The following is an 18,709-nucleotide window of genomic DNA, read 5'->3' as shown; positions in this document are numbered from 1 at the left end:
TTGCGTGCCGGGGCATTGTCGATACCCGGTGACGGCCGCTGTTCAGGGCCGTTGGTCGCGGCGCCCTGCCGGTTTGCCCAGCGAAGCTAAGCTTCTCAATGGGGAGTGAGTCTTATCTTCAATGAGGTGAGGGATGGTTGAATCACAACGTAAAGTAACTACACCTGAGTTGTACGAAAAACTGATCGATCGTCTCGGGGTGGCCCTGGACGCTGCAAGAACCGCCGGTCGCTTGCGCGATGAACGCCCGGCAGAGCTGGAACTGCGTGGCTTGACCCCCGCAGAGTTCGAGCTGGTCAAGGCTTACCTTGAGCAGGTCGGGCATCAAGCCCCCACAAGTGGGGCTCAGCTACTCAAGCGCCTCGATACGCCCCGTTCGGCCAAGGTTGTATGGCTCAAGGATCGGACGCCCACCAGGGATGCTGTAAAAGTCCGGTCACTGCAGTTCAAGTAAAGCCGGATTCACGCTTGTCGCTTTTTTTGGTTCAAGGTTATTTCGAATCTGTTGTCGCTTTGCGTCAACCCACCTAGGCTTCGGGCATCTATGGAGATGCCCGATGCCGTTTCGCTATTTCATCAAACAACTTTTATTGCCGCCCGGCATTCTTTTGCTGTTGTTGGTGCTTGCCTGGTGGTGGCGCAACTCCCGGCCGCGCCTGGCTCGCCTGTGTTTCATTGCAGGGGTGGGCGGTTTCTGGCTGATGAGTTTGCCTGTGGTGGTGCAATGGAGCGCCAAGGCGCTGGAGCGCGAGCCACCGCTGCCTCGCAGCGAATGGGTGACGCTGGCGCAACGTGCCGATGCCATCGTGGTGCTTGGTTCGGGCCGCGATCGCGGTGACCTGGCCTGGGGTACCGACCAGCCCACCGGCATCGGTCTGGAGCGCCAGCGGTATGCGGCGCGACTGGCCAAGGCATCGGGATTGCCGGTGCTGACCAGCGGCGGCTTGCACTATGGCTCCCCGCCGAGTGAAGCGAAATTGATGGCCGATTCGATGCTCGATGATTTTGGTGTCACCGTGCGCTGGCAGGAAGGGCGCAGTCGCACGACCTGGGAAAACGCCCAGATGAGCGCCGAGATGTTGCTGCCGCAGGGCATCAGACGAGTCGTGGTGGTGACCCATGCGTCGCACATGCCACGGGCAGTCTGGAGTTTCGAGCGCTCGGGGTTTGAAGTGGTTCCTGCACCGGTGGGCTTTCTGGGGCAGGACAATGCCCGCCCGCTGGGCGGCTGGATGCCGGAGTTCAAGTCGATCTGGCAATCGGGGCAGTTGATGAACGAGGCGGTGGGGCAGGTGGGGTATAGGTTGTTTTATCGTTGAAGTGTTCCCGGATCGTTCCCACGCTCCTGCGTGGGCACGCCTCAAGGGACGCTCTGCGTTCCAAGGCGGGCTGGCGTCGGCCACCAATGACGCGGAGCGTCACGGGCTGCATTCCCACGCGGAGCGTGGGAACGAGCAACCTTAAACCGTCTTGGCCATCCGTCCCGCCATCAACGCCCAGCCCAGCAGCAACACGCACACGATGATCAACGGCCACGAGCGCCATTGCAGGTAGGGCGTCAGCCCGTGCATCGGCACCACTTCGCCGTACAGCACGCCACGCTCGAATTGCGGGATCTGTGCGGTGATCTGGCCGAAGGGGTTGATCAGGCCGGTGACGCCGTTGTTGGTGGAGCGGATCATCCAGCGACCGGCTTCCAGGGCGCGCATCTGCGCCATTTGCAGGTGTTGCAGCGGGCCGATCGAGGTGCCGAACCAGGTGTCGTTGCTGATGGTCAGCAGCAGGTCGCTGCGCGCCGAGAGGCCAGCGGCGAACTCCGGGTAGACCACTTCATAGCAGATGAACGGCGCGATCTGGTAACCCTTGGCTTGCAGCAAAGACTGGTCGGCCGGGCCCCGGGCAAAGTCCGACATGGGGAGATCGAAGAACGCGATCAACCCCCGCAGAATGTCCTGCAACGGCACATATTCGCCAAATGGCACCAGTTTTTGCTTCAGATAAGTGCCGTCACCTTCACCGGTCACGGTGATGCCGTTGAAGTAACGCTTCTGCTGGTGCACCAGTTGGCGAATCGGAACGCCGGTAATCAGCGCCGAATTTCGCTCGGCGGCGAAGGTGCCCATCATGTCCAGATAGCCCTGGGCAGACTCCTTGAGCACCGGCACAGCTGTTTCCGGCCAGATCAGCAGGTCGACCCGTTTGGAGGCAAAGCTCATGTCGCGGTACAACGCCAGTTGCGCGTTGAGCTGCTCGGGGTCCCACTTCATGCTTTGTTCGATGTTGCCCTGGATCGCCGCGACGCTCAGCGGATCACCCGAAGGGCTGGTCCAGGCATGGTCTTTGAACGCCATGCCGGCGACCCACGGGCCGATCAGCAGGATCACGCCCGCTGCGATAAAGCCTTTGCGCCCGGCGCGGATCAACCGTGGCGCGTTGTACAGCAGCGCGGCGGTGAGGGCCAGGGTGAAGGAAATCAGCCACATCCCGCCCAGCGGCGCGAGGCCGGCCAAGGGGCCGTCAAGTTGGCTGTAACCGGAATACAGCCACGGAAACCCGGTGAGGAACCAGCCGCGAAAGGCTTCCTGGCCCAGCCACAGGGCGGCGAAGGCCAAGGCGTCGGCCAGCGGAGCTTCGTTACGCCGCAACCACCGGGCCCAGAGCCAGGCGGGCAGGGCGAAAAACCAGGCAATGGCGGCGATGAACAGCAGCATCAAGAAACCGGCGAGCAGCACCGAGGCGCCGCCGAAGTTGTGAATGCTGACGTAGATCCAGCTGGTGCCGGCGCCAAACAGGCCGAAACCGAAGCACCAGCCACGGCCGAGGGCCTGGCGCGGTGAAAGCTCGCGCAGACCGGCATAGAACAGCCCGACCGCCAGCAGTGCCAGCGGCCAGATGTCGAACGGCGCCAGGGCCAGGGTGGTGATCGCGCCAGCCGCCATGGCCAGCAGGTTACCGGGCCAGCCGGGGCGGGTTGTCCAGCGCATGTGTGTCCTTAGCGGGTCTCGCAGGGTTTATCGGGCAATGGGTGACAGGCGCAGCAAGTGAATCCGACGGCTGTCGGCGTTCAGGATGCGAAAGCGCCAGGAACCGATTTCCGTGGTTTCATTGCGCTTGGGCAGGTGCCCGAAAGCACTCATCACCAGGCCGCCGACGGTGTCGAACTCATCGTCGGAGAATTGACTGTCGAAGAACTCGTTGAAGTTCTCGATCGGCGTCAGGGCCTTGATCAGGAAGTCGCCGCTGGGCAGCGGCTTGATGTAGCTGTCTTCCTCGACGTCGTGCTCGTCTTCGATGTCGCCGACAATCTGCTCAAGCACGTCTTCGATGGTGACCAGCCCGGCCACGCCGCCGTATTCGTCGATGACGATGGCCATGTGGTTGTGATTGGCGCGGAATTCACGCAGCAGCACGTTCAGGCGCTTGGACTCGGGCACGAAGGTGGCCGGGCGCAGCAAGTCCTTGATGTTGAAACTGTCGCCGTTCTCCTGAAGGATCAGCGGCAGCAGATCCTTGGCCAGCAGCACGCCCATGACGTCGTCATGGCTCTCGCCGACTACCGGGTAGCGCGAGTGAGCGGAATCGACCACGGCGGGCAGGAATTCGCGAGGTGTCTGGGTCGCCTTGATGCTGACCATCTGCGAACGGGGGACCATGATGTCCCGCACTTGCAGGTCAGCGACCTGGATGGCGCCTTCGACGATGGCCAGCGCTTCGCTGTCCAGCAGTTTGTTCTGGTGTGCATCGCGCAGCAGCTCCAGCAGCTCCTGGCGGTTTTTCGGCTCATGGGCAAAAGCCTGGGTGAGCTTGCCCAGCCATGACTTCTGCCCGTTGCTCGATCGATCTTCGCTCATAGCGATTACTCTGAATCCTTTGTCGTTACAGGTTGATGTATCAGTGTTCGTCGCCGGCGTAGGGGTCGGGGTGACCCAGCTCTGCAAGCAACGTTCGTTCCAGCGATTCCATTTCCTCGGCTTCGTCATCTTCTATATGGTCGTAACCCAATAGATGCAAGCAGCCGTGAATCACCAGATGGGCCCAGTGGGCCTCAGCGGTCTTGCCTTGTTCGGCCGCTTCGCGCTCCACCACCGGGATGCAGATCACCAGATCGCCCAGCAGCGGAATGTCGAGCAGTTCGTCGGGCACGTCGGCGGGGAACGACAACACATTGGTGGCGTAGTCTTTCTGCCGCCAGGTGTGGTTCAGCTCGCGGCCTTCGGGCTCGTCCACCAGGCGGATGGTCAGTTCCGAGTCGGCGCTGCGCTGGCGCAGGGCCAGCTCGCACCATTGGCGTAACTGAGCCTCGCTGGGAGCGGGGCGTTCGCTGGCCAGTTGCAGGTCAAGTTCAAGCATCGTGGCGATTGCCCTTCTCAGCGGTCGCCAGCTCATCCTGATGATTCTCGAAGCGCTCGTAGGCTTCGACGATGCGCTGCACCAATGGATGGCGCACGACGTCCTTGGGCATGAAATGCGTGAAACTGATGCCCGGCACGTCCTTGAGCACCTGGATCACATGGTTCAGCCCGGATTTGGTGCCGCGGGGCAGGTCGACCTGGGTGATGTCCCCGGTGATCACCGCGGTGGAGCCGAAGCCGATCCGGGTCAGGAACATTTTCATCTGCTCGACCGTGGTGTTCTGGCTTTCGTCGAGGATGATGAAGCTGTTGTTCAGCGTACGGCCACGCATGTAGGCCAGCGGCGCGACCTCGATGACCTGGCGTTCGATCAGCTTGGCGACGTATTCGAAGCCGAGCATTTCGTACAGTGCGTCATACAGCGGACGCAAGTACGGGTCGATTTTCTGGGCCAGGTCGCCGGGCAGGAAACCGAGTTTTTCCCCCGCTTCAACCGCCGGACGCACCAGCAGGATACGGCGCACCTGTTCGCGTTCCAGCGCATCGACGGCGCAGGCCACGGCCAGATAGGTCTTGCCGGTACCGGCCGGACCGATGCCGAAGTTGATGTCGTTGCCCAGGATTTCCTTCACGTAGCGCTGCTGATTCAAGCCGCGAGGGCGAATCATGCCTTTTTTCGTGCGCAAGGCCACGGCAGGTTCCGACGGAGCGTGGTTCTCGAGTTCTTCGAGTGCCGACTCCTGCAGGAACAGGTGGACGGTGTCCGGCGACAACTCGCTTCCCTTGGTTTCCCGATAGAGGCGGCGCAGCAGGTTTTCCGCGGAGGAGGTGTGCTTGGGTTCGCCGATCAGTTCGAACTGGTTTCCGCGGTTGCGGATCTCGATGGCCAGGCGCTGTTCGATCAAGCGCAGATGCTCGTCGAATTGCCCGCACAGATTGGCGAAGCGGCGAGCCTCAAAGGGCTCGAGAATGAAACGATGTGGTTCGATGGGTGCGTTCAAGGTCGTTTTTAGCCGCCCTGGGGCAATTAAGATGAAATCAAGGATAACGCCAGTAGGCTGGGTGCGAAAGCTCTTAAAGAGGCGAATCTGATCACAGGGTTGGCGCAACCCATTGTGGGAGCGAGCCTGCTCGCGATAGCGGCGTCACATTCAACATCGATATTGACTGTCACGCCGCTATCGCGAGCAGGCTCGCTCCCACACGAAACTTTGTGTCACTGGACCAACGAACCGCGCAACGAGTGCGGTTGCGCGGCATCGATGTGGACGTCGGCGAACTGACCGATCAGGGCCGGAGTGTCGCAGCGGAAGTTGACGATGCGGTTGTTTTCGGTCCGCCCTTGCAATTCGCCCGGGTCTTTTTTCGAGTAATCGGTCACCAGAATCCGCTGGACGGAGCCGACCATCTGTCGGCTGATCTCGAAACCTTGCTGGTTCAAGCGATGTTGCAAGGCGTTGAGCCGTTCTTTTTTCACCTCTTCTGGTGTCTCGTCCGCCAAATCGGCGGCCGGAGTGCCGGGACGCTGGCTGTAGACGAAGGAATAGGAAAAATCGAAACCCACGTCTTCGATCAGCTTCATGGTCTGCTGGAAATCCTTCTCGGTTTCGCCGGGGAAACCCACGATAAAGTCCGAACTGATGCAGATCCCCGGCACCGCCGCCCGCAGTTTGCGCAGCTTGGATTTGTACTCCAGCGCCGTGTGGTTGCGCTTCATGGCCGCCAGGATCCGGTCGGAGCCCGATTGCACCGGCAGGTGCAGATGCTTGACCAGTTCAGGCACTTCGGCATGGGCCTGGATCAGGCTGTCGGAGAACTCCAGTGGGTGCGAGGTGGTGTAGCGGATACGGTCGATGCCCTCCACGGCCGCCACCACGCGGATCAGCTCGGCGAGGTCGGCCAGGCGCCCATCGTGGGTCAGGCCGCGATAGCCGTTGACGTTCTGCCCCAGCAGCGTCACTTCCCGCACGCCGTTTTCCGCCAGGTGGATGATTTCGGCAATCACGTCGTCGAACGGCCGGCTGACTTCTTCGCCCCGGGTGTAGGGCACCACGCAGAACGTGCAGTACTTGCTGCAACCTTCCATCACCGACACGTAGGCGCTTGGGCCGTCGATGCGCGGTTCGGGCAGGTGGTCGAATTTTTCGATTTCCGGGAACGAGACGTCTACCTGCGGCAGCTTGGTGCTGCGCGCGGCGTCGATCATTTCGGGCAGGCGGTGCAGGGTCTGCGGGCCGAAGACCACGTCCACGTACGGTGCGCGATCACGAATGGCAGCGCCTTCCTGGCTGGCCACGCAACCGCCCACGGCGATGACCATTTCCGGGTTGGCCAGTTTCAGTTCACGCCAGCGACCGAGCTGGGAGTACACCCGGTCCTGGGCGCGCTCGCGGATGGAGCAGGTGTTGAGCAGGATCACGTCGGCGTCTTCGGCACGGGCGGTGACTTCCAGGGCCTGGTGTTCACCCAGCAGATCGACCATGCGCGAGCTGTCGTACTCGTTCATCTGGCAACCGTGGGTTTCGATGTAAAGCTTCTTGGCCATGGACGGAGTCATCACGTGATTCAAAGAACCGCGCATTATAGGGAACAAGTCACCCGGTTCCTACCGCTGCGCGAGCAGTGGCTATGCTATAGTTCGCGCCCTCATTTTTACCCGCCGATGTGTTTCGCCTGCCATGACCAAACGTGAAGCTCCAATCTACAAGGTGATTTTCCTCAACCAGGGCCAGGTGTTCGAAATGTACGCCAAGCAGATCTATCAAAGTGATCTGTGGGGCTTCCTGGAAGTCGAAGAATTCGTCTTTGGCGAGCGCACGCAAATGGTCGTCGATCCGAGCGAAGAAAAGCTCAAGGCGCAGTTCGAAGGTGTGGTGCGCAGCTTCGTGCCGATGCATTCGATCGTGCGTATCGACGAGGTCGAGCGCCTGGGCACCCCGAAAATCAGCGAAGCCCGCGGCGCGGTCGGCAATGTCATGCCGTTTCCGATGCCGATGCCTGAGAAGTAAGCGCCAAGACTGAGTTGCCCCCAATCGCGAGCGGGCTCGCTCCCACACTGGATCTTCTGTGTGCACATTATTTGTGAACACCCGGGATTAACTGTGGGAGCGAGCCTGCTCGCGATTAGGCTCTCAAGGCCGTGGTGGATTCAGGGCAGTGGCGAGAAGGGCGTGCGCCCGTCGGCGTTCTGCAATTCCATCAGGTATTTGCGGAAGATCTGCCCCAGCACCTGTGTCGCGACTTCCAACTCGTCGCGGGGCATCTGTTCGGCGACTTCGTCGGCGGTGTCCAGGGCTTCTTCGGCGCCATTGACCGCCGCCATCTTCAAGACAATGTAGGCCTGCACGTTGTTGGCCGGCACGCCTTCGCCATGGAAGAACATGCCGCCCAGCTTGTATTGCGCCTGGGCATGGCCTTGCAGTGAGGCTTTTTCGAAGTAGCTGAGGGCCAGTTTGAGGTCGCGCGGCGCAGCCTTGCCGTCGTAGTAGAACTCGCCCAACTCGTATTGCGCTTGTGCATCGCCCGCGTCCGCCGCTTTTTGACAGGCGTCGAGTGCCGGTGCGAGATCTTGTGGCTGGGTGTTGAGCGTGCAACGGCCCATCGCCGGGATCAACAACGAGTTGCCGCCTGCTTGTGCGTTCGCCAGCAGCGGCTGAAGGAGCAACAGGCAGCCCAGGGCAAGGGTGCGGCCGGTGCGGTTCATGGGAATCGACTTACCTCTGAGGGGCACGCGGACCCTCCGGGGGATCCAATAAGCGCGCATTATGAAATAAGCAGGGCCATCCTTACAAAGTCTTTACTCGTTTTTCTGCTGCGAGGGAGCGCTAACGGCAGCTTCGGGGGGTAATACGTAGGAAAAGGGGTAAGAGGTTGTCGTCAATCACTGACGCCAGCGTCAGCCAGCGTCAGTTATCCACAGGCTTACTTCAACGCGGCGAAGGCCCGCTCGGCGGCGTCGAGGGTGATCTTCAGCTCGGCCTCGCCATGGGCGATGGAGGTAAAGCCGGCTTCGAACGCGCTCGGTGCCAGGTACACGCCACTGTCGAGCATCAGGTGGAAGAAACGCTTGAAGCGGTCAGCGTCGCTGGCCATCACATCTTCGAAGGTCACGATGTCATCGGCGCCACTGAAGTACAGGCCGAACATGCCACCGGCCTGGGTGGTCACGAACGGAATGCCCGCTGCGTCGGCACGAATCTGCAAACCGTCGAGCAGACGGGTGGTGTAGTCGGTCAGCTCGGCGTGAAAGCCCGGGCGGCTGATCAGACGCAGGGTGGTCAGGCCGGCGGCCATGGCCAGCGGATTGCCTGACAGCGTACCGGCCTGGTAGACCGGACCCAGCGGCGCGATGCATTCCATGATGGCACGCTTGCCGCCGAAGCAACCGACCGGCATGCCGCCGCCGATGATCTTGCCGAAGGTGCTCAGGTCCGGTGTCACGCCGTAGTGGGCCTGGGCGCCGCCGAGGGCTACGCGGAAACCGGTCATCACTTCGTCGAAAATCAGCACCACGCCGTGCTGGTCGCACAGGCTGCGCAGGCCTTCGAGGAAACCCGGCGCCGGCGGTACGCAGTTCATGTTGCCAGCCACAGGCTCGACGATGATGCAGGCCACTTCCTGGCCGACTTCGCCGAGCATCTTCTCGACTTCTTCGAGGTCGTTGAACGGCAGGGTCAGGGTGTGCTTGGCAAACGCTGCGGGCACACCGGCCGAACTCGGTACGCCTTGGGTCAGCGCGCCGGAACCGGCCTTGACCAGCAGGCTGTCGGAGTGGCCGTGGTAGCAGCCTTCGAACTTGATGATGCTGTCGCGACCGGTGAAGCCCCGCGCCAGGCGAATCGCACTCATGGTTGCCTCGGTGCCGGAGCTGACCATGCGCACCATTTCCATCGACGGCACGATCGAGCAGACCAGGTCGGCCATCTCGGTTTCCATGGCGGTCGGGGCACCGTAGGACAGGCCATGCTGCAATTGGTTGCGCACCGCTTCCAGCACGTCCGGATGGCTGTGGCCGAGGATCATCGGGCCCCACGAACCGACGTAGTCCACATAGCGCTTGTCATCTTCGTCCGTCACGTACGCGCCTTCGGCGTGCTTGAAGAACAGCGGGGTGCCGCCAACGCTCTTGAACGCACGAACGGGGGAGTTCACGCCGCCGGGGATGTGCTTCTGGGCGTTGGCAAACAGGGTTTCGGAACGGGACATGGTTGGGCTCTCGAAATCGAAAAATTATTTGATCTGCAACAGATCGTTGAAGGCACGGGCGCGGCGCGTCACTTCCTGGGGGCTGTCGGCGCCGAACAGACCGTGGACCACGGCCAGCAGGTCGACACCGTGAGCCACCAGCGGGGCGGCGTTGTCCAGGGTGATGCCGCCGATGGCGCACACCGGTATATGCAGTTTGATCCGGGCCTGGTCGAGCAGTTCAAGGTTTGCACTGGGTGCGCCGGGCTTGGTGTTGGAGTTGAAGAACCGTCCGAACGCGACATAGCTCGCGCCCTCGCTGGCGGCCTGTTCGGCCAGCTCCAGGCTGGAATGACAGGTGGAGCCGATGATTGCGTCGCGCCCCAGCAGCGCCCGTACTGGCGCCAGAGGGCCATCGGTCTGGCCCAGGTGAACGCCGACGCCCAGGCGCGCGGCCAGTTCGGCGTCGTCGTTGATGATCAATCGGGTCTTGTAGCGCTCGCACAGATTGCGCAGCGCTTCGGCTTCGCGCAGACGACGGGCTTCGTCGCTGCTTTTATCACGGTATTGCAGCAGGGTGACGCCACCTTCCAGTGCCGCTTGCACATACGCGAGGAATTTGCCGGCCAGCAGTTGGCTATCGGTGATGGCGTAAAGGCCACGTAGTTTCATTCCACAGCCTCCGGGGCTACGAGCAGAAATCCAGCGGCAGGCGACGCGGGACGAACTGGCCTTTGCCCAGCTGTTCGGCATCGCGCAGGGTGCGCCAGGTGTAATCCAGTGCTGTCTTGACCGCGCTGGCGAGGTGTTCGCCCTGGGCCAGTCGTCCAGCCAGGGCGCTGGCCAGGGTGCAGCCGGAACCATGGTAGCTGCCGGGCAAGCGCTGGCAGGTGAACGTTTCGCGGCGACCATCGCGGCTGTACAGGCGATTGTGGACTTCATGTTCGTCGCCGTGACCACCGGTGATCAACAGGTGCTTGACGAAGGGCAGCAGTTTTTCGGCGCATTCATCGGCGCTGCCCTCGGGCAGTTCGGCGAGGATGCGTGCTTCCGGCAGATTGGGGGTGGCGATGATTGCCAGGGGCAACAGGCGTTCGCGCATGGCGTAGCCGACTTCATCCTTGCCCAATCGTCCGCCGCCACCGGCACGCAGCACCGGGTCGCAGACCATGGGCAAATGCGGGTGCGCCTGCAGCAGTTCGACCACCGTGTCGACCATTTCCAGTGAGCCGAGCATCCCCAGCTTGACCGCCGCTACCTGCGAATCGTTGAGCACGGCATTGGCTTGCGCCAGCACCCACTCCCGATCGAGCACGCGGAAATCGCTCACGTTAACCGTGTCCTGCACGGTCAACGCGGTAACGGCCGGGGCGGCATGACAACCCTGGGCGAGCAGGGCTTCGATATCTGCCTGCAAACCGGCGCCACCACTGGGGTCGTGGCCGGAGAGACAGAGGACAACGGGGCGAGAGCTGTAGATATTCATGGTGCGCGAGCTTACCACCAAACCTGTTTTGTCGGTGGTCGGACTCTGAGGGTTTTATGCTGGACTGCTTGCTCTGATGATTGCTTTTGAGCCACCCGTTGCCGACCTGACCAAAGCAACAGCTCTATCTCAATGCTTGGCGCTGGAACGCCCGTTCTAGAGCCATCTGTAGGAAAAATTTCAATGGTGCAAATTGGCCATCAGCGGCTATGCTAGAAATGGATCCAACCAATAACAGGTAATGCCGGTTTTACGTCTACTCAGGGAATGGGGGGCTTCCTGATTCAACCGGACAGGCCACGCTGGGGCTTAAATGCGCTATTTGCTGATGTTGCTGCTGTGCTTGCCCGCTTTGGCAAGCGCCCTCGAATTCGATGAATTCACCCAAAGCCTGCCCTTGGGTCATGCCCTGCAGGTGTTCGAAGACACCCACGGTACGGCTACCATCGACGACGTCCTGGCAGAGGCTGCGGCGGGTCACTTCAAACCCCATGACAAAGCCACGCTGAACGCCGGTTATTCGCGCTCGGCATTCTGGCTGAAAATAGACCTGCACTACCGTCCCGGCAATCCGGACGCCCAACGCACCTGGTTGTTGGAGCTGGCCTATCCGCCGCTGGACCATCTGGACTTGTATCTGCCTGACAGCGCCGGGGCGTATCGCCTGGTTCGCCAGACCGGCGATGCCTTGCCGTTCGCCAGCCGTGAAATTCGCCAGAACAACTACCTGTTCAGCCTGGACTTCAAACCTGAACAACGCCAGGCCGTGTACCTGCGCCTGCAAAGCCAGGGTTCGATCCAGGCGCCGCTGACGTTGTGGTCGAGCACGGCCTATCTTGAGCAACAACCTGTGCGCTTGTACGTGTTGGGCACCATCTATGGCGTACTGCTGGGGATGCTGGTCTACAACCTGTTCATTTACCTGAGCGTGCGGGACACCAGTTACCTTTATTACATCGTTTATATCGCCTCGTTCGGCCTGTATCAGTTGTCGGTCAACGGAGCGGCCGTGGAGTATTTCTGGCCGGACAACCCCTGGTGGGCCAATGCCGCAACCCCCTTTTTCATCGGCTGTGCGGGTCTGTTCGGCAGCCAGTTTGCGCGCAGCTTCCTGCAAACCGCGCAACACAGTCGTTGGCTTGACCGGCTGCTGCTGGCGCTGATCGTCTACAGCGCGGTAGTGGTGGGCCTGTCGCTGATGACCAGTTACGCCTTGGCCTTGCGCCTGGCGACGGCATTGGCGCTGGTATTTACCGTGGTGATTTTCGCCGCCGGGCTGTTCGCCTGGTGGCGTGGCCTGCGGGTGGCGCGTTATTTCATCATCGCTTGGTCGGCGTTTCTGCTGGGGGGTGTGGTCAACACGATGATGGTGCTCGGTTATCTGCCGAACGTATTCCTGACCATGTACGCCAGCCAGATCGGCTCGGCCATCGAAGTAGCGCTGTTGTCCCTGGCCCTGGCCGACCGTATCAATGCCATGCGCGAGCAGCAGGCCCAGACGCTGTTTGACGCCGGGCAGAAACTTGAAGTGCTCAACCAGCAATTGGCCCATGGCAACAAACTCAAGGATGAATTCCTCGCCACCTTGACCCATGAGCTGCGCACGCCGATGAATGGCGTGATCGGTTCGCTGGAGTTGATGGAAACCGTCGAAATGAACGAGGAGCTGACCCAGTATCAACAGACCGCCGCAGGTTCTGCGCGGGACATGATGCGCATGGTTAACGGCATCCTCACCCTTACCGAGTTGCAGGCCGGCAAGCTCAAGGCCTATCCGGCGCCGTTCAGCCTGCGCGCGATGGTCGACGCCTTGCAGGTGCAGTTCGGTGCCAATGCGGCGGTCAAGAGCCTGGATTTCAAGGTCGACGTGGCACCCGGCCTGACGGACCGGCTGATCGGTGACAGTGGCAAGCTGGCCCAATGCCTGGAATGCCTGCTGGACAACGCCGTCAAGTTCACCCGCACAGGGGGCCTGGCGCTGCGGGTCAGTGGCAGGCCGTCGGGGCTCGATCGGCTGGTGCTGTCCTTTGCCGTGATCGACACCGGTATTGGTTTCACGGACCTCGGGGAGGCGAGCTTGTACCAGCGCTTCTTCCAGCTGGACGGTTCCATGACCCGGGAATACGGCGGCCTCGGTGTGGGGCTGGCGATCTGTCGGCAGCTGGTGGAGTTGCTGGGCGGGCGCCTGACCCACACCTCCGAACCCGGTCGCGGCAGCCGATTCCAGTTGGATGTCGAGGTGGAAATGGCCGTGCCCGTGGAGGCGCCCACGCCATTTTCGTTCAGCCCGCGAGAAAGCGCGCGGTTGCCCCAGGATTGCACGGTGTTGCTGGCTGACGACAACAGCATTGATCTGCTGGTGATGCGCGGCATGTTGCTCAAGCTCGGTTACCGGGTGCGTACCGCCGACAGCGGCCGCGCAGCACTGGATATGCTGCAGGGCGAGAGTGTCGACGCCGTGCTGCTCGATTGCCAGTCGCCACCGCTGGACGGGGTGTCGGTCTGCTGTCAGATCCGTACGCTTGCCGGCTGCGAGGACCTGCCGGTGTTTGTGGTCAGTCCCAATCCGAATCACGAGCGCTGCACGTCGGGCGCATTGACCGATTACCTGAGCAAACCGGTGAAATTCGAGGTGTTGCGCACGATTCTGCAACGGCGGGTACTTTGTCCAAAACAGGGTGAAAGCGCCGATATTTAGGCGGGTATGACACTTTGTTCGGCCCAGGGTCGGTGCTTAACTGAACCTCTGCTGGCCGACCAAGGAGCCCTGTCATGAACCTGCACCAGTTCGCCGAGACCCACGAGGTCACCAATCAGCCACCGTCCCTGGATGGCGCCAACCTCTATCGCATCGACCTGCCGCTGCAGCAGTGGTCGCAGCGTTTCGGTGCGGGCTGGGCGCAAGGGCGGATCGATGCGTATGGCGCACTGGCCGGCGGGCCGCTGATGGAAGCGGGGTTTCTGGCGAACCAGAACAAGCCGGTGTTTTCCAGCCACGACCGCTACGGCCATCGCATCGATCTGGTGGAATTCCATCCCGCTTACCACCAGTTGATGCGCACCGCCGTCGAGCATGGCTTGCCTAGCCTGCCATGGGCCCAGCCGCAACCCGGCGCCCACGTCGCCCGAGCCTCGATGACTTATCTGCACAGTCAGGCTGAAGCCGGCACCGGTTGTCCGCTGACCATGACCTTCGCCAGTATCCCGGCGTTGCGTTTGCAACCGGACCTGGCCGAGCTCTGGGTGCCCAAAGCGCTCGCCACCGAGTACGACCCGCGAAACGTCGGCATGGCCCACAAGGCCGGGGTGACCCTCGGCATGGCGATGACTGAAAAGCAGGGCGGTACTGACGTGCGGGCCAACACCACCAAGGCTTATCCGGTGGGCGCCAGCGGTCCGGGCCAGGCCTATGAGCTGGTGGGCCACAAGTGGTTCTGCTCGGCGCCGATGTGCGATGCCTTTCTGACCTTAGCCCAGACCGACAAGGGCCTGAGCTGTTTCCTGCTGCCGCGCCATCGCCCGGACGACACCCGTAATCAGTTCTATATCCAGCGGCTGAAGAACAAGCTGGGCAACTGTTCCAACGCCTCCAGCGAAGTCGAATTCCGTGGTGCACTGGCCTGGATGGTCGGTGAGGAAGGGCGAGGCGTGCCGACCATCATCGAGATGGTCGCCATGACCCGCTTCGATTGCATGGTCGGTTCCAGTGCTCTGATGCGCCAGGCCCTGACCCAGGCCAGCCATCACTGCGCGCATCGCAAGGTCGGTGGCAGGTTGTTGAGCGAACAGCCACTGATGCAAAACGTGCTGGCCGACCTGGCGCTGGAAAGCGAAGCCGCCCTGGCCTTGAGCCTGCGCATGGGCCGGGCGCTGGACCACTTGAGTGACGAACACGAGGCCAAGTTCGCGCGGCTGGTGACTGCGGTGGGCAAATACTGGATCTGCAAACGCGCCCCCGCGATGATCAACGAAGCCGCCGAATGCATGGGCGGCGCTGGTTATGTCGAAGACAGCATCCTGCCGCGCCTCTATCGTGAAGCACCGGTGAACTCGACCTGGGAAGGCTCCGGCAATGTACAGTGCCTGGATGTGTTGCGGGCCCTGTCCAAGGAACCGGGCGTGCTTGAAGTGCTGTTCACCGAACTGGGTGATGGCCACGGCGACAAACACCTAGCTGCCCACATTGATCGGTTGCACGCGGCGTTCAAGGATACCGCCGACATCCAGTACCGCGCCCGGCAATTGACTGAAGAGATCGCCATCGGCCTGCAAGCCAAGCTGCTGCTGGAAGCGGGCAACAGCGACGTCAGCGATGCCTTCATCGCCAGCCGCCTGGGTTCGGCTGGCCGGGCATACGGCGCCTTGCCCCGAGGCCTGAATGTCGAGGCCATCGTGACACGCTCCACGCCCCAGGGTTTCTAAACGCCGAACCTGTGGGAGCGAGCTTGCTCGCGAAGGCGTAGGCACATCCAACATCTCTGGTGACTGATACACCGCTATCGCGAGCAGGCTCGCTCCCACAAGGGATCTGCGACGAGTGAAGAATCTGCGGCTGGCGGTGATCAAGGGTGGGAGCGAGCTTGCTCGCGATGGCGTCGGCACATTCAACATCTCTGCTGACTGACACACCGATTTCGCGAGCAAGCTCGCTCCCACAAGGGATCTGCGGTGAATGAAGAACCTGCGGCTGGCGGCGATCAAGTGTGGGAGCGAGCCTGCTCGCGATGGCGGCGGCACATTCAACATCTCGGGTGACTGATACACCGCTATCGCGAGCAAGCTCGCTCCCACAGGGGATCTAAGGTGAATGAAGAATCTGCGGCTGGTGGTGATCAAGGGTGGGAGCGAGCCTGCTCGCGATGGCGTTGGCACATTCAACATCTCGGGTGACTGATACAGCGCTATCGCGAGCAGGCTCGCTCCCACAGGGGATCTGCGGTGAATGAAGAATCTGCGGCTGGCGGCGATCAAGTGTGGGAGCGAGCCTGCTCGCGATGGCGGCGGCACATTCAACATCTCGGGTGACTGACACAGCGCTATCGCGAGCAGGCTCGCTCCCACAGGGGATCTGTGGTGAATGAGGAATCTGCGGCTGGCGGCGATCAAGTGTGGGAGCGAGCTCGCCCCCACAGGGGATCTGTGGTGAATGAAGAATCTGCGGCTGGTGGTGATCAAGGGTGGGAGCGAGCTTGCTCGCGAAGGCGTCGGCACATTCAACATCTCGGGTGACTGATACACCGCTATCGCGAGCAAGCTCGCTCCCACAAGGGATCTGTGGTGAATGAAGAATCTGCGGCTGGCGGCGATCAAGGGTGGGAGCGAGCCTGCTCGCGATGGCGTAGGCACATTCAACATCTCGGGTGACTGATACACCGCTATCGCGAGCAGGCTCGCTCCCACAGGGGATCTGCGGTGAATGAAGAACCTGCGGCTGGTGGTGATCAAGTGTGGGAGCGAGCTTGCTCGCGATGGCGTAGGCACATTCAACATCTCTGCTGACTGACACACCGATTTCGCGAGCAAGCTCGCTCCCACAAGGGATCTGCGGTGAATGAAGAACCTGCGGCTGGCGGCGATCAAGTGTGGGAGCGAGCCTGCTCGCGATGGCGTCGGCACATTCAACATCTCGGGTGACTGATACACCGCTATCGCGAGCAAGCTCGCTCCCACAGGGGATCTGTGGTGAATGAAGAATCTGCGGCTGGTGGTGATCAAGGGTGGGAGCGAGCCTGCTCGCGATGGCGGCGGCACATTCACATCTCTGGTGACTGATACAGCGCTATCGCGAGCAGGCTCGCTCCCACAGGGGATCTAAGGTGAATGAAGAATCTGCGGCTGGCGGCGATCAAGGGTGGGAGCGAGCCTGCTCGCGATGGCGGCGGCACATTCAACATCTCGGGTGACTGATACACCGCTATCGCGAGCAAGCTCGCTCCCACAGGGGATCTAAGGTGAATGAAGAATCTTCGGCTGGTGGCGATCAAGGGTGGGAGCGAGCTTGTTCGCGATGGCGGCGGCACATTCACATCTCTGGTGACTGATACAGCGCTATCGCGAGCAGGCTCGCTCCTACATGGGGATTTGTGGTGGATGATCGATCGCGCCCAATACGCCACTGTTCCCGTCGGCCGACGATGCAGGCAAGATGAAGGCCTGCAAGTCAGAACACAGGAAGCTGATCGTGACCGAAGCGTTTATTGTCGTTCAAACCGCCGAACAAGCCGTGGATCGTCTGGCGGCCCTGCACGAGCGTGCGACCACTGCGCTGAACCAGGCGCTCAAGCGGTACCTCAAGGATCGTATCGAGCCGGATGCCGAACAGCGGGCGTTGTTTCGCTATCCCGCCCTGCGCCTGACCTATCACTGCCATGGCGAAGTCCCGCAAACCACCCGCGCCTACGCCAAGGTCCAGTTGCCGGGCACCTACAGTGTCACCGTCACCCACCCGGCTGCGTTCCGTAAATACCTGCTGGAGCAGTTGGTCCCGCTGATGCACGACTTTACCGTCACCGTCGAAGTGGGTGTCAGCGAGCAGAACATCCCCTATCCCTACGTGGTGGAGCAGGGTGATGAACTGGCCGGCTCCGGTGTGACTGCCGCGGTGCTGGCGCGAGTGTTCCCCAGCACCGACCTGTCGGCCGCCACCGATGGCATTGCCGACGGCCTCTACGACTGGGAAAACACCGACCCGCTGCCGCTGGCGTTGTTTGACGCAGCGCGGGTGGACTTTTCCCTGCGCCGGCTGGTGCATTACACCGGCAGCGACTGGCGCCATGTGCAGCCGTGGATCCTGCTGACCAACTATCACCGTTATGTGGATCAGTTCATTGTCCATGGCTTGGAGCAACTGCGCAGTGACCCGCGTTTTGTGCGCATGGTCCTGCCGGGCAACGTGATCATCGAAAAGAGCATGGACCACGGTGAAGCCTCGGCGATCGCCGCGGGCGTGGTCTGGCACCGCTACCAGATGCCGGCCTATCACCTGCAGGCCAGCGACGGCCACGGCGTGACCCTGGTGAACATCGGCGTCGGGCCGTCCAACGCCAAGAACATCACCGACCACCTGGCCGTGCTGCGCCCCCACTGCTGGCTGATGATCGGTCACTGCGGTGGGCTGCGGCAGTCCCAGACCATCGGCGACTACGTGCTGGCCCACGCTTACATGCGTCGCGATGGCATCCTCGACCGGGTCGTGCCGCCGAATATTCCGATCCCGGCCCTGGCTGAAGTGCAGATGGCCTTGCAGCAAGCGGCGGCCAATGTCACCGGTGAAAAGGGCGACGAGCTGAAGAAACGCCTGCGCACCGGCACTGTGCTGACCTACGACGACCGCAACTGGGAATTGCGCTGGGCCCAGGAGCGTCCGTTGATCAACCTGTCCCGCGCCGTGGCGGTGGACATGGAAAGCGGCACCATCGCCGCTCAGGGATACCGCTTGCGGGTGCCGTACGGCACGTTGCTTTGTGTCTCGGACAAACCGCTGCACAGCGAGATCAAATTGCCGGGTTCGGCCAACGCGTTTTACGAACGGGCGGTCAACCAGCACCTGAAGATCGGCATCGCGGCGCTGGACCTGTTGCGCAACGAACTCAACTCGCTGCACTCGCGCAAGTTGCGCAGCTTCGACGAGCCGCCGTTCCGCTGATGAACTGATCCCGGTTGAAGGGGCAGTGGTTATTTAACGGTC

15 protein-coding genes are annotated in these 18,709 nt (G+C 61.7%); 6 read left to right on the top strand and 9 right to left on the bottom strand.

Translation table 11 applies throughout. The features are described from left to right. Positions 1–133: 133 nt before the first annotated feature. Positions 134–454 (top strand): hypothetical protein, encoded by a 321-nt coding sequence (locus tag QOM08_RS24535; RefSeq protein ID WP_047229504.1) that lies wholly within the window; start codon positions 134–136, stop codon positions 452–454. A gap of 103 nt (positions 455–557) precedes the next feature. After that, positions 558–1,319: a YdcF family protein gene (locus QOM08_RS24530; RefSeq protein WP_139049086.1), complete on the top strand. Its 762-nt coding sequence runs from the start codon at positions 558–560 to the stop codon at positions 1,317–1,319. Positions 1,320–1,460: 141 nt separating this feature from the next. Here QOM08_RS24530 and lnt read toward each other — a convergent pair whose 3' ends face one another. The 5 genes from lnt to miaB form a co-directional block, all read right to left on the bottom strand. Then, on the bottom strand, positions 1,461–2,984 hold the full coding sequence (gene lnt, locus QOM08_RS24525) for an apolipoprotein N-acyltransferase (protein ID WP_316912255.1): 1,524 nt from the start codon (positions 2,982–2,984) through the stop codon (positions 1,461–1,463). A gap of 27 nt (positions 2,985–3,011) precedes the next feature. Next, positions 3,012–3,851, bottom strand: coding sequence for an HlyC/CorC family transporter (locus tag QOM08_RS24520; protein WP_025215634.1), 840 nt, complete (start codon positions 3,849–3,851; stop codon positions 3,012–3,014). A gap of 40 nt (positions 3,852–3,891) precedes the next feature. Beyond that, a complete protein-coding gene (ybeY, locus tag QOM08_RS24515) occupies positions 3,892–4,350 on the bottom strand; it encodes an rRNA maturation RNase YbeY (RefSeq protein ID WP_047229507.1) in 459 nt (152 codons plus the stop codon). Beyond that, positions 4,343–5,353 (bottom strand): PhoH family protein, encoded by a 1,011-nt coding sequence (locus tag QOM08_RS24510; protein WP_047229508.1) that lies wholly within the window; start codon positions 5,351–5,353, stop codon positions 4,343–4,345. The genes ybeY and QOM08_RS24510 overlap by 8 nt, the downstream gene beginning before the upstream one ends. A 215-nt stretch (positions 5,354–5,568) precedes the next feature. Then, entirely contained in the window at positions 5,569–6,897 is a 1,329-nt protein-coding gene (gene miaB / locus QOM08_RS24505) for a tRNA (N6-isopentenyl adenosine(37)-C2)-methylthiotransferase MiaB (RefSeq protein ID WP_316912254.1), read from the bottom strand. A gap of 133 nt (positions 6,898–7,030) precedes the next feature. Between miaB and QOM08_RS24500 the strand changes: the two genes are divergently transcribed. Beyond that, the gene (locus QOM08_RS24500) at positions 7,031–7,360 is read left to right on the top strand and encodes a DUF1820 family protein (RefSeq protein WP_016773045.1); all 330 of its coding nucleotides are present in this window, start codon (positions 7,031–7,033) and stop codon (positions 7,358–7,360) included. Positions 7,361–7,500: 140 nt separating this feature from the next. On the opposite strand, the gene QOM08_RS24495 is transcribed toward QOM08_RS24500, so the two are convergent. The 4 genes from QOM08_RS24495 to QOM08_RS24480 all read right to left on the bottom strand — a co-directional run bounded on the left by QOM08_RS24495 (position 7,501) and on the right by QOM08_RS24480 (position 11,022). Beyond that, positions 7,501–8,055, bottom strand: a complete 555-nt coding sequence (locus QOM08_RS24495) for a tetratricopeptide repeat protein (RefSeq protein ID WP_047229510.1) — start codon at positions 8,053–8,055, stop codon at positions 7,501–7,503. 218 nt (positions 8,056–8,273) lie between these two features. Next, positions 8,274–9,557 carry a glutamate-1-semialdehyde 2,1-aminomutase gene (hemL, locus tag QOM08_RS24490; protein WP_316912253.1) on the bottom strand — a complete coding sequence of 428 codons (1,284 nt, stop codon included), beginning with the start codon at positions 9,555–9,557 and terminating at the stop codon, positions 8,274–8,276. A 24-nt stretch (positions 9,558–9,581) separates the two neighbouring features. After that, positions 9,582–10,208 (bottom strand): thiamine phosphate synthase, encoded by a 627-nt coding sequence (gene thiE, locus QOM08_RS24485; RefSeq protein WP_047229512.1) that lies wholly within the window; start codon positions 10,206–10,208, stop codon positions 9,582–9,584. A gap of 16 nt (positions 10,209–10,224) precedes the next feature. Further along, the gene (locus tag QOM08_RS24480) at positions 10,225–11,022 is read right to left on the bottom strand and encodes a hydroxymethylpyrimidine/phosphomethylpyrimidine kinase (RefSeq protein WP_076383510.1); all 798 of its coding nucleotides are present in this window, start codon (positions 11,020–11,022) and stop codon (positions 10,225–10,227) included. Positions 11,023–11,335: 313 nt separating this feature from the next. Here QOM08_RS24480 and QOM08_RS24475 point away from each other — a divergent pair, with 313 nt between their 5' ends. The 3 genes from QOM08_RS24475 (at position 11,336) to amn (ending at position 18,667) form a co-directional block, all read left to right on the top strand. After that, complete coding sequence (locus QOM08_RS24475) at positions 11,336–13,720, top strand: hybrid sensor histidine kinase/response regulator (RefSeq protein ID WP_188251958.1); 2,385 nt, start codon at positions 11,336–11,338, stop codon at positions 13,718–13,720. Between the two features lie 74 nt (positions 13,721–13,794). After that, positions 13,795–15,444, top strand: a complete 1,650-nt coding sequence (locus QOM08_RS24470; protein WP_316912252.1) for an acyl-CoA dehydrogenase family protein — start codon at positions 13,795–13,797, stop codon at positions 15,442–15,444. A 1,723-nt stretch (positions 15,445–17,167) separates the two neighbouring features. Further along, complete coding sequence (gene amn, locus QOM08_RS24460) at positions 17,168–18,667, top strand: AMP nucleosidase (RefSeq protein ID WP_160893475.1); 1,500 nt, start codon at positions 17,168–17,170, stop codon at positions 18,665–18,667. Positions 18,668–18,709 lie beyond the last annotated feature (42 nt).

Origin of the sequence: Pseudomonas sp. P105 (assembly GCF_032614175.1) — a bacterium.
In the GTDB taxonomy this organism is placed as follows: Bacteria; Pseudomonadota; Gammaproteobacteria; order Pseudomonadales; family Pseudomonadaceae; genus Aquipseudomonas; species Aquipseudomonas rhizophila.
Note: the sequence above shows the minus strand (reverse complement) of the source record. Positions and strands in the feature narration are given on the sequence as shown.